This is a genomic window from Streptomyces sp. RKAG337 (genome assembly GCF_023701715.1).
In the GTDB taxonomy this organism is placed as follows: Bacteria; Actinomycetota; Actinomycetes; order Streptomycetales; family Streptomycetaceae; genus Actinacidiphila.
This window is the reverse complement of record NZ_JAJOZA010000001.1, coordinates 6510500-6521518: the sequence shown is the minus strand read 5'-3', so window position 1 is coordinate 6521518 and position 11019 is coordinate 6510500. Positions and strand designations below refer to the sequence as shown.

Below are 11019 nucleotides of genomic sequence, written 5' to 3'. Positions count from 1 at the left end.
ACGAGAGACAGGGCCACGGGTGAGCGACAACCAGAATCTCCTCGCCGAGCAGCGGCGTGCCCTGATCCTCGACGAGGTCAGGCGGCGCGGCGGGGTACGGGTCAACGAACTCACCCGCAAGCTCAACGTCTCGGACATGACGGTCCGCCGCGATCTCGACGCGCTGGCCCGGCAGGGCGTCGTGGAGAAGGTGCACGGCGGCGCGGTACCGGTCGTCGAAGCGAGCAGCCACGAGCCGGGCTTCGAGGCGAAGTCGGGCCTGGAGCTCGGCGCGAAGGAGGCCATCGCGCGGGCCGCCGCCAAGCTGGTGACGCCGGGCAGCGCGATCGCCCTGTCGGGCGGCACGACGACGTACTCCCTGGCCCACCGCCTGCTGGACGTACCCGACCTGACCGTGGTGACCAACTCGGTGCGGGTCGCCGACGTCTTCCACACCGCACAGCGCCGGCCGGGAGCACAGAGCCGGGACGGCGCCGCGACGGTGGTGCTCACCGGCGGAGTACGGACCCCGTCGGACTCCCTGGTGGGCCCGGTCGCGGACCGGGCGATCGGCTCGCTCCACTTCGACATGCTGTTCCTGGGTGTGCACGGCATCTCGGTCGAGGCCGGCCTCTCCACGCCGAACCTGGCGGAGGCCGAGACCAACCGGCAGTTCGTGCGCTCGGCACGCCGGGTCGTGGTGATCGCCGACCACACCAAGTGGGGGACGGTGGGCCTCAGTTCCTTCGCCTCACTCGAGGACGTCGACACCCTCGTCACGGACGCCGGCATCCCCGAGGTGCTGCGCGCGGAGATCGCCGAGTACCTGTCGGACCTGGTCGTCGCGGGTGAGACGGACACCGCCGCAGACAGCTGACGGCTCGTCACGTAAGGTGCGCCCATGGCCCGCCGATCGCGCTCCCCGCGCCCCCTGCGCCGCGTCGAACTGGACTTCCTCGACACCGCGCCCGTCCGTCTGGTCTTCACGCTCGGCATCATCGCGCCGCCCGAGGCGGTGTACCGCGCCCTCGCCGTGGACACCGAGAGCACCCCGGAGTGGTTCGCCGCGGTGAAATCCGCGCGCCGCACGGAGGTGGGCCGCGACGTCGGCCTGGCCGGGGGCGTCCGCTTCGAGGAGACGGTACTGGTCGACGAGGCGCCGAAGCGCTACGTCTACCGGGCGGACACGTGCAACGCGCCAGGGCTGCGGGCCCTGTTGGAGGAGTGGCGGGTGGAGCCGGTCGGCCCCGGCAGCCTGGTGCAGTGGACCTTCGCGATGGACGGCCCGGCGCCGCTGCGTATGTTGATGCGGGTGCTGAGGCCGGGGCTGGGGCGGGCGTTCCGCGACGCGGTGCTGGCGCTGGACCGGCGGCTTGCGGGGGTGGGGTAGTCGGGGGCCGGGTCCTCCGGTGGGGGGTTCGAAATCGACTATTTACGGGCCTGGCGGCCCACAAATAGCTCGGCAGCATTTCGAACCCCCCACCTGCGGCCCCGGCCCCCTCACGTCGCAGCCCGCCCCCTTGACTCATCGCACGTTGGATGCGCGCAACCGGCGGCTGACCTCGCCCAACCCCTCCGCGATGGCGGTGAGCTGCTCGCGGGTGAGGACGTCGATCAGCAGCTCGCGGACCAGGGCGACGTGCCCTGGGGCGGTCTCGCGGACCTTGGCCCAGCCCTCGTCCGTGAGGCAGGCGACGACGCCGCGCACATCGCCGGGAAAGGACCGCCGGCGGACCATGCCGCTCTTCTCCAGCTGGGTGACCTGGTAGGTCAGCCCGCTCTTGGAGGTGAGCAGGGCGTCGGCGAGCTCGGTCATGCGCAGTTCGCCGCAGGGGGCCGCGGAGAGCCGGGTGAGGATCTCGTACTGCGGATGCGAGAGGTCGGCGTCGTCCTTCAGTTGCTGTTCCACCCGGCGGCCCAGCAGGCTGCTCGCCGCCAGGAAGCCCGTCCAGGCCGCCATCTCCTGCTCGTCGAGCCACCTTGTGTTGTCCATGGGGCCATCGTAGCGCTGTTGTTCAAATTCGAATTAGCCGATACGGTCGGGCCAGTGGTTCGAATTTGAACCACGCTACGTCCCCCACCCCAGGAGAACCGCCCTATGCCCTCCCCCACCGCCCAGCTCTCCCCGCCGGACCTCCGTACGCCCGCCCCGGCGACCGCGGCGGCCTCCCCGCACGCCTATGACGCCGGGCTGCTCCTGCTCCGGCTCGCGGTCGGCCTCACCATGGCCGCGCACGGCGCCCAGAAGCTGTTCGGCTGGTTCGGCGGGGGCGGCCTCGACGGGACCGGCCAGTTCTTCACCATGAGCGGCTACCCGTCCGGCAAGGCGATGGCCGTCGTGGCGGGCCTCAGCGAGACCTTCGGCGGACTCGGCCTGGCCGTCGGCCTGCTCACCCCGCTGGCAGGCGCCGCGGTGGTCGGCACCATGGTCAACGCGCTGGCCGTGAAGTGGGGCGGCGGCTTCTTCGCGCCCGAGGGCGTCGAGTACGAACTGCTGCTGACCGCATCTGCCGCCGCCCTCGCCCTGACCGGCCCCGGCCGCCTGGCCGCCGACCGCTACCTCCCCATCCTCCGCTCCCACCGACTGGCATACGGGGCATCGGCCGTGGTGCTGGGCGTGGCCGTAGCGGGCGTCATCCTCCTGCTGAGGAAGTAACCGGCAGAACGCCCCACCAGGCTGTGACGTGAGGGGGCCGGGGCCGCAGGTGGGGGGTTCGAAATGCTGCCGAGCTATTTGTGGGCCGCCAGGCCCGTAAATAGTCGATTTCGAACCCCCCACCGGAGGACCCGGCCCCCGACCGCACCACCAACGGTCAGACGTCGCCCCGAGCCAGCCGCAGCGTACGGATCTCGAACGGCCGCAACGACAGCTCGACACCCGAACCACCACCCACGACCCCACCCGTCGGACGTTCCAGCAAGTCGCACACCGTCGCCGACGCCAGCTCGAACCCGGTCGTGAGCCGAGCCCTCACCCGCCCGCCGCCGGACTCGTACAGCCGCACCACGACATCACCGCTCCCGTCGTCCGCCAGCTTCACGGCCGTCACGACCACCGCGTCATGGTCCACCGACACCAGCGGCACCACCGCCGCGCTGCCCGGCACCCGGCGCTCGGGCAGGTTGATCCGGTATCCCTCGCGCACCGCGTCACCGATGGCGGCGCCGGGGACCAGCGCGTAGCGGAACCGGTGGGTGCCCTGGTCGGTGTGCGGGTCGGGGAACCGCGGTGCGCGCAGCAGCGAGAGCCGGACCGTGGTGGTCGTCCCGCTGCTGAGTGCGGCCTCGGTACCGCCGGTGAGTGAGGTTTCGGCGTCGGGCCGTACGGTGCGGGTCACGTCGTAGCCGTACGTCGAGTCGTTGACGACGGCGACACCCCAGCCCGGCTCCTCGAGATGCACGAACCGGTGGGCGCACGCCTCGAACTTCGCGGCGTCCCAACTGGTGTTGGTGTGCGTGGCCCGGTAGAGGTGGCCGAACTGGGTCTCGGCCGCCGTGCGGTCGGCGTGCAGGTCGAGCGGGAAGGCGGCCTTGAGGAACTTCTCGGTCTCGTGCCAGTCCACCTCGGTGGCGATGTCGAGGCGCCGTTCCCCCGCGGTCAGCGTGAGTACCTGCTCCACCCGGGAGGAACCGAAGTTCCGGGTCACCCGGACCGCCGCCACGCCGCCGCCGACGGCGTCCAGTTCCAGGGTGTCGACGTCGGTGAGGTCGGTGACCGTGTTGCGGTAGAACGTTTCGACGTCCCAGGCGTCCCAGCGGTTGGGGAAGTCGGGGTGCAGTTGCAGGAGGTTGGCGGCGGCGCCCGGGGCGATCGTCTCGCGGCCGGCTTCGATGTCGTAGACCGAGACGACGAGCCCGCGCGCGTCGACCGCCACCCTCAGCAGCCCGTTGGCCAGGACGAATCCGCCGCCCTCACGAGGTACGGCGGTGACCGCCGCGCCGCGATACGGTGCCGCGACGACGGCGCCGCCCGCGGCGACGCCGGAGCGGGCGTGCGGCGCCGCGTTGAACAGCACGGAGGTTCCGTCGGCCGGGCTGCCCGCGAGGGCAACCTGCGCGTCGGCGATGATCCGGTCCAGTTCGGCGCCGACGGCCGCGTACTTCGCCTCCGCCTCGCGGTGCACCCAGGCGATGGACGAGCCGGGGAGGATGTCGTGGAACTGCAGCAGCAGGACCGTCTTCCAGATCCGGTCGAGGTCTTCGTACGGGTAGGGGAAGCCGGCGCGTACGGCCGCGGTGGCGGCCCACAGTTCGGCCTCGCGCAGCAGGTGTTCGCTGCGGCGGTTGCCCTGCTTGGTGCGGGCCTGGCTGGTGAGCGTGGCCCGGTGCAGTTCCAGGTACAGCTCCCCCACCCAGACCGGGGCGTCCGGGTATTCCGCGTGGGCCTTCTCGAAGAAGGCGGACGGCTTCTCGAAGACGACCTTCGCCGAGCCTTCCAGGTCGGCCAGCCGCTTGCCGTGCGCGAGCATCTCGCGGGTGGTGCCGCCTCCGCCGTCGCCCCAGCCGGTCGGGGCGAGCGACCGGGTCGCGGAGCCCTTCTCCTGGAAGTTGCGGACGGCGTGGGCGACCTCCTTGCCCGACAGCTGGGCGTTGTAGGTGTCGATCGGGGGGAAGTGGGTGAAGACCCGGGTGCCGTCCAGGCCCTCCCACCAGAAGGTGTGGTGCGGGAACTTGTTGGTCTCGCTCCAGGAGATCTTCTGGGTCAGGAACCACTTGGCGCCGGCCTGCTTGACGATCTGCGGGAGCGCGGCCGAGTAGCCGAACGTGTCCGGCAGCCACACCTCTTCGGTGTCGATGCCGAACTCCTCCAGGAAGAACCGCTTGCCGTGCACGAACTGCCGGGCCAGCGCCTCGGATCCCGGCATGTTGGTGTCGGACTCCACCCACATCCCGCCGACCGGCACGAACCGGCCCTCCGCGACGGCCTTCTTGACCCGTGCGTAGACCTCGGGCCGGTGCTCCTTGATCCAGGCGTACTGCTGCGCCTGCGACATGGCGTAGACGAACTCCGGGTTCTCCTCCAGCAGGGCCGTCATGTTGGAGGTGGTGCGCGCGACCTTGCGGACGGTCTCGCGCAGCGGCCACAGCCAGGCCGAGTCGATGTGGGCGTGGCCCACCGCGCTGATGCGGTGCGCGGAGCGGTGCGCGGGTGCGGCCAGCACCTCCGTGAGCTGCTCGCGGGCCGCGGCCGCCGAGCCGCCGACGTCCTGCAGGTCCACGGCGTCCAGCGACCGTTCCACCGCGCGCAGGATCTCCCAGCGGCGGGGTGATTCGGTGGACAGCTCCGCCATCAGGCCGCCGAGCACCTCCAGGTCCTGGACCAGCTCCCACACCGTCTCGTCGAAGACCGCCAGATCCATCCGGGCGAGCTTGTACTGCGGCTCGCTGCCGGCGGTCTCCTTGTCGCCGAGGTCGGTGGGCAGGAAGGGGTGGTAGTCGAGCAGTACCGGGTTGGACGAGGCCTCGATGTGCAGTTCCACCCGCTCGCCGCCGGCGACGGGCGCGCCGATCCGGATCCACTGGTTGCGCGGGTTGAGTCCCTTCACCGGCGAGCCGTCCGCCCGGTAGACCAGGCCCTCGCACTGGAAGCCGGGCATGTTCTCGTCGAAGCCGAGGTCCAGCAGCGCCTCGACGGTCCGGCCGGCCCATTCGTCCGGTACGACGCCGGTCACGGTGATCCAGCTGGTGCCCCACGGCGGGCCCCAGGGCGCACCGGTCTCGATGGGTGTACGGGGCGCCGCCAGGCCCTCGGCCACCGGGACGGGCTCGCCGGGGGCGTTCCAGATCCCGATGTCCAGCGGCACCGACTGCGGATGGACGGCGGGGCGGATGCGTTCGTCGAGGACCCGCTTGAGCCGGTCCTCGGTGACGGTTCGGTTGCTGTGCATGAGGGTGGGTTTCCTTAGATCCAGGTGAACGCGGCGGACGACGGGGCGGAGGAGGTGAACAGCTCACCGACGGCGCGGACTTCGAGCCGGGTGACGGCCTCACCGGCGGTACGCCGCAGGGCGGGCAGGTAGTAGGCGGTGCCGGGCGTCCCGCCGAGGAAGCGCCGGCCGCCCCCGGGCAGCACCTGGTGCACCTCGTAGTGCCGGACCGGGCCGGCCGAGCGGCGCCAGCCGATGCGCAGGGCGGCCGAGGCACCGTCCGCGGCGGTGGCGGAGGAGGTGACGGCCGGCAGACCGGGCCGGGCGGGGGGATTCGGGGCGGCATCGCGCACCGCGAGCCCGCCGAGCCGCCAGCGGACCGCCGTGCCGCCGGATCCGGTGAGCCGGACTCCGAGGACGTGCAGGACGTTTCCGTGCGGCGGTCCCAGCCGTACGGTCGCCGTGGTCCAGCCGCGGCCGCCCGCGGGGAGGGAACCGGCGGGGACGTACCGGAAGCGCGGCGGCGTGCCGGGCGTGCCGGGACCGTCGAGGGCGACGGCCACGTCGACCCGGACCGGGCCGGAGCCCGGGTCGGTGCGGTGGGTCAGTTCCACCACGGCGCCGCCGGTCAGCGGCAGTCGGGCGGCGTACAGCTCCAGCGTCGCCGGGTCGTCGAGCACTCCGTCCACCAGCAGGCTGCTGCCGCCGCGCCAGGCGTCGGCGAAGTCGAACGACACGCCCGGCCGGGTGCCGGCGCCGTGCACCACCCAGCGGCGGCCGGGCAGCCGGTCCTGCAGGCCGAGGTGGTTCCAGGCGGTGTCGGAGGACGCGGTGCCGTGCTCGTACCAGCGCAGGCCGTGCCCGGTGTTGAAGGTGGTCGCGAACGGCAGTGCGGTGAGCGTGGAGCGGTCGGCGACGGATGTGGCGGGCGCCCGCCAGCCTCCCGTGCCGCTGTGCGGCGCCGAGGGATCCAGCGAGGGGCCGGTCCAGAACCGGTCGTCGCGGGCGTGGAAGTCGCCGGGCGCGCGCCGGTCGGCCGGCAGGCTCGTCCAGGTCCACTCGGGGCGGTAGAAGCCGTACGAGGTGACGTGCCGCGCGTCGGCGGGCACGATCGCGTCCCAGTCGACCGGGGTGTCCCAGCCGCGGGACTCGACATCGATGCCGGCCCACACCGCGTAGCGGCTGCGGTCCAGTTCCCCGGCGAGGGTGCCGGAGGCGGCGAGGCCGGACCTGCTCCAGTCGAAGTTGACGAACAGGGTGTCGGCGGCGGTGAAGAACTCCTGGTTGCGCGGGTTGAGTTCGTTCTGCCAGTCGACGGCTCCGGTGTCGGTCATCGCGTCGTACCAGGTGACGCGCAGGCCGCGGCCGTGGGCGCGCAGGTACTGGACGAAGTCCCGCATGTCGGTGGCGAGGGCCGCGTCCCCGCCGCCGGTCTCGGCGTTGAGGAACCAGCCGTCGAACCCGTACACCCGCGCGACCCGGATCAGCTGGTCGGCGATCGGGAACCGCCCGTCGGCGCCGCGCTGCACGAGGTCGCGGGTCCACCGCAGATCGCCGCCGTAGGCGACCGGTGGCAGGAAGACGGTGCCGAGCACGGGCACCCCGTTGCGATGCGCGGCGTCCACCACGGGCGCGTTGGGGGCGAGGATCAGGCCCTCGCCGGAGGAGCCGCCCCAGAACACCAGCTCGTCCAGGTACGCCCAGTGCGTCAGCGCGTAGTAGTCGGCGGTGGCGGAGCCCTGGGAGGGGTTGCCCGCGGTGTGGTCGAACGCGGCCAGGCCGGAGATCCGGGCCTGGCCGGCGCGCGCGGTGGTGTTGGCGGGCGGGGGCGTGAAGCGCGCCGCGAGCGGGACGCTCGCCGTGTTGAACGCCAGGTCCGGGTCGGTCTCCGGCGTCCACGCCTTGAGGCTGCGCCACTGGATGCCGTCGCCGGGTGTCCCGGAGGGCAGGCTGTCGGGAAACCAGTACGAGGCGTGGGGCTGCAGGTTCCGGGCGGGTCCGGCCGCCGCGGCCGCGGCCGGCAGGCCGGGCGCCAGGAGGAGGCCCGCGGTGCCGGCCCCGGCGATCAGGATCCTGCGGCGGGAGGGCCGGGGCCGGTCCGCGGCGGGGAGGGCGGTGGCGGGGTCGGCAGAGCTGCGGTGCTCGGTCATCGGTGCGCTCCCTAGGGGTGGTCGACCTGATCGACGGTGAGGACCTCGGTGATGCCGCGGGCCGCCAGATGACCGGCGTCGTCCGCGAGTTCGGCGAGTACGGCGGTGGGCCGGGCGCCGGTGGCGGCCAGTCGCATCCACGCCTCGAAGAAGGCCCCGCCGGGTGCGCACACGGAGCGGGCGGGCGCGCTCACCCGGTCGCCCGCGTCCACCACCAGCGCGGTGGTGCGCGGCGCCGGGCGGTGCTCGCGACCGCGCCACTGTTCGACGGCGCGGGCGACGGCCGCGCCCGCCGGCTTGACCGTGCGGTCGGTGGTGAGCAGCCCCAGGCTGTACTCCAGCTCGGGGAAGTCCGCCAGCGCGCGGTCCACGTCGTGGGAGCACCACCAGGTGATGCCCCACACGTCCGGGCAGTCCAGCGCCGCGGCGATGGTGGCCTCGGTGAACTCGGCGGCGTGCCCGGCCGGGATGTGCGGGGCGGGCGCGCCCACCTCCTGGAGCCACACCGGCCGGTGCGGGTCGGTGGCCCAGGCCTTCGACAGCTCGATCAGGTAGGCGGCGTGCTGCTCGGTGGCGGTGCCGGTACGGCCGTGCCGCTGCGCGGTGCCGTTGAACACCCAGGAGTGGACGGCCGTCGCCGCGCCCAGCAGGGCGGAGTGGCCGGGAGTGAAGGGGTGGTCGTCCTGGTACCAGGCCGCGTCGTAGGACGCGTGCAGATGGAACTTGCCGGGCGCGCCCTCCTCGCACGCGGCCAGCACCCGCCGCAGCCAGGACTCGGCCTGGGCCGGGGTGATCCGGTCGGGGTCGGGGTGCGGTCCTGAGGAGAACTGGTTGATCTCGTTGCCGATGGTCATGCCCAGGAAGCCGGGCCGGCCGGCGAGCGCCGCCGCGAGGGTGCGCAGGTAGTCGGCCTCGCCGTCGATGACGTCGGGGTCGGTGAAGAGGTTGCGGCGGTGCCAGGTGGTGGTCCAGGAGGGGATGAAGTCGAAGCTGGACAGATGGCCCTGCAGCCCGTCCACCGCGGTGTCGAGGCCGCGCTCGGCCGCCGCGTCCACCAGCTGGACGAGCTGCTCGACGGCGCGCGGCCTGATCAGGGTGCGGTTCGGCTGGAAGACCGGCCAGAGCGGGAAGACCCGGATGTGGTCGAGGCCGAGAGCGGCGATGGAGTCCAGGTCGGCGCGGACTTCGTCGAGGTCGAAGTCGAGCCAGTGGTGGAACCAGCCGTGCGTGGGCGTGTAGTTGACGCCGAAGCGCATTGCGTTCATCCGGTGCGGTGTCCTCAGTGCGGGGAGAAGGGGAGCGGGGGCTCAGCCCTTGACGGCGCCTTCGCCCACGCCGCGGAAGAAGTACCGCTGCAGGCAGGCGAACATGACGATGAGCGGGGCTACAGCGATGATGGTCCCGGCCGCGACGAGCCTGGGGTTGTTGGCGAACGTGCCGTGCAGGAAGTTCAGCCCGACGGTCAGCGTGTACTTGTCCGGGTCGGACAGCACGATGAGCGGCCAGAGGAAGTCGTCCCAGGCGCCCATGAACGAGAAGATCGCCACGACCGCCAGCGTGCCCTTGACCGAGGGCAGCGCGATCCGTACGAAGCGCTGCCAGACGTTGGCGCCGTCGATGACGGCGGCCTCCTCGATCTCGTACGGGAGGTGGCTGAACGCGTTCCGCATCAGCAGCACGTTCATCGCACCGATGCAGCCCGGCAGCACGACGGCGATGAGGGTGTTGTTCAGCTGCAGATCGCGCATGGTGGTGAACTGCGCGATGAAGATGGACTCGAACGGCACCAGCAGTGCCATGACGAAGGCGGTGGTCGCGAGCTTGCGGCCGCGGAAGCGCAGCCGGGCGAGCGCGTAGCCGGCCAGGGCGGAACCCACGCAGTTGGTGACGACGCTGGCCGCCGCGACCTTGAGCGAGTTCAGGGCGTACTCCCAGACGGGGATGATGTCCGCGACGCCGGAGTAGTTGTCCAGCGTCGGATGCTCGGGGAGCAGCTTCGGCGGGTAGCTGTACATGTCCTCGGTCGGGCCCTTGAGCGAGGTGCTCAGCTGCCACAGGAACGGGCCGATGGTGACGACCAGGACGGCGAGCAGCAGGACGTAGCGGAGCACGAGCTGCCAGCGGGGCATACGGCCGCCCATGTCACTCACCGTCCTTGCGGTCGGCGCGCAGCACCAGCAGCATCAGGACCAGGGTGACCGCGAAGATCACCACGGAGAGCGCGGAGGCGTAGCCGGTGCGTCCCGACAGTCCGGTGCCGACGCGCTGGACGAGCATGACGATGGTGGTGTCCTCGCCGGCCGGGCCGCCGGTCGGGCCGGCCATCAGATAGACCTCGGTGAAGACCTTGAAGGCCGCCACCGACGACAGCGCGCCGACCAGCACCATGGTGGAGCGGACCGCCGGGACGGTGATGCTGACGAAGCGGCGGAACGCTCCGGCACCGTCCACGGCGGCCGCCTCGTGCAGTTCCTTCGGCACGTTGGCCAGCGCCGCCAAGTAAATGATCATGTAGTAGCCGAGGCCTTTCCACACCGTCAGCGCCATCGCGCTGAACAGCAGCAGCCACTGGTTGCTGAGGAACTCCACCGGGCCGGTCCCGAAGTACCCGAGGATCCCGTTGACCAGCCCGCGGTCGTCCAGCATCCACACCCAGATGAGCGCGACCACGACGACCGACGCGACGACCGGGGTGTAGAAGGAGGAGCGGAAGAACGCGATGCCGGGGACCTGCTTCTGGACGAGCAGGGCCAGCAGGAGCGGCAGCAGCACGGTGCACGGCACCACGAGCAGCACGTACAGCGTGCTGTTGCGCAGCCCGGTCCAGAACTGCTCGTCGTCCAGCATGTCCTGGAAGTTCCGCAGCCCCACCCAGTGGCCGGGGGTCAGGGTGCGGGCGTCGGTGAAGGCCGTGCCGACGGTGCTGATGAACGGGTAGAGGCTGAACGCGGCGATGATCACCAGGCCGGGCAGCAGGAACAGCCAGGGGCTGGCGGCCCGGTGGGTCCGTGCACTCATGTCGG

At 71.9% G+C, this 11019-nt stretch carries 9 protein-coding genes; 3 read left to right on the top strand and 6 right to left on the bottom strand.

Going from position 1 to position 11019, the window contains the following annotated elements:
- Positions 1–19: 19 nt before the first annotated feature.
- Positions 20–856, top strand: a complete 837-nt coding sequence (locus tag LNW73_RS28985) for a DeoR/GlpR family DNA-binding transcription regulator (protein ID WP_250991910.1) — start codon at positions 20–22, stop codon at positions 854–856.
- 24 nt (positions 857–880) lie between these two features.
- A complete protein-coding gene (locus LNW73_RS28980; protein ID WP_250991909.1) occupies positions 881–1369 on the top strand; it encodes an SRPBCC family protein in 489 nt (162 codons plus the stop codon).
- Between the two features lie 135 nt (positions 1370–1504).
- Here LNW73_RS28980 and LNW73_RS28975 read toward each other — a convergent pair whose 3' ends face one another.
- On the bottom strand, positions 1505–1972 hold the full coding sequence (locus tag LNW73_RS28975) for a MarR family winged helix-turn-helix transcriptional regulator (protein WP_250974774.1): 468 nt from the start codon (positions 1970–1972) through the stop codon (positions 1505–1507).
- A gap of 105 nt (positions 1973–2077) precedes the next feature.
- Between LNW73_RS28975 and LNW73_RS28970 the strand changes: the two genes are divergently transcribed.
- On the top strand, positions 2078–2635 hold the full coding sequence (locus tag LNW73_RS28970) for a DoxX family protein (protein WP_250991908.1): 558 nt from the start codon (positions 2078–2080) through the stop codon (positions 2633–2635).
- Positions 2636–2792: 157 nt separating this feature from the next.
- On the opposite strand, the gene LNW73_RS28965 is transcribed toward LNW73_RS28970, so the two are convergent.
- The 5 genes from LNW73_RS28965 to LNW73_RS28945 are packed head-to-tail and all read right to left on the bottom strand — an operon-like array spanning position 2793 to position 11014.
- Positions 2793–5867 carry an alpha-mannosidase gene (locus LNW73_RS28965; protein ID WP_250991907.1) on the bottom strand — a complete coding sequence of 1025 codons (3075 nt, stop codon included), beginning with the start codon at positions 5865–5867 and terminating at the stop codon, positions 2793–2795.
- Between the two features lie 14 nt (positions 5868–5881).
- On the bottom strand, positions 5882–7996 hold the full coding sequence (locus LNW73_RS28960; RefSeq protein WP_250991906.1) for an endo-beta-N-acetylglucosaminidase: 2115 nt from the start codon (positions 7994–7996) through the stop codon (positions 5882–5884).
- 11 nt (positions 7997–8007) lie between these two features.
- A complete protein-coding gene (locus LNW73_RS28955) occupies positions 8008–9261 on the bottom strand; it encodes a glycoside hydrolase 5 family protein (RefSeq protein WP_250991905.1) in 1254 nt (417 codons plus the stop codon).
- A 42-nt stretch (positions 9262–9303) separates the two neighbouring features.
- Entirely contained in the window at positions 9304–10137 is an 834-nt protein-coding gene (locus LNW73_RS28950; protein WP_250974778.1) for a carbohydrate ABC transporter permease, read from the bottom strand.
- A gap of 1 nt (position 10138) precedes the next feature.
- A complete protein-coding gene (locus LNW73_RS28945) occupies positions 10139–11014 on the bottom strand; it encodes a carbohydrate ABC transporter permease (protein WP_250974779.1) in 876 nt (291 codons plus the stop codon).
- Positions 11015–11019: the final 5 nt, after the last annotated feature.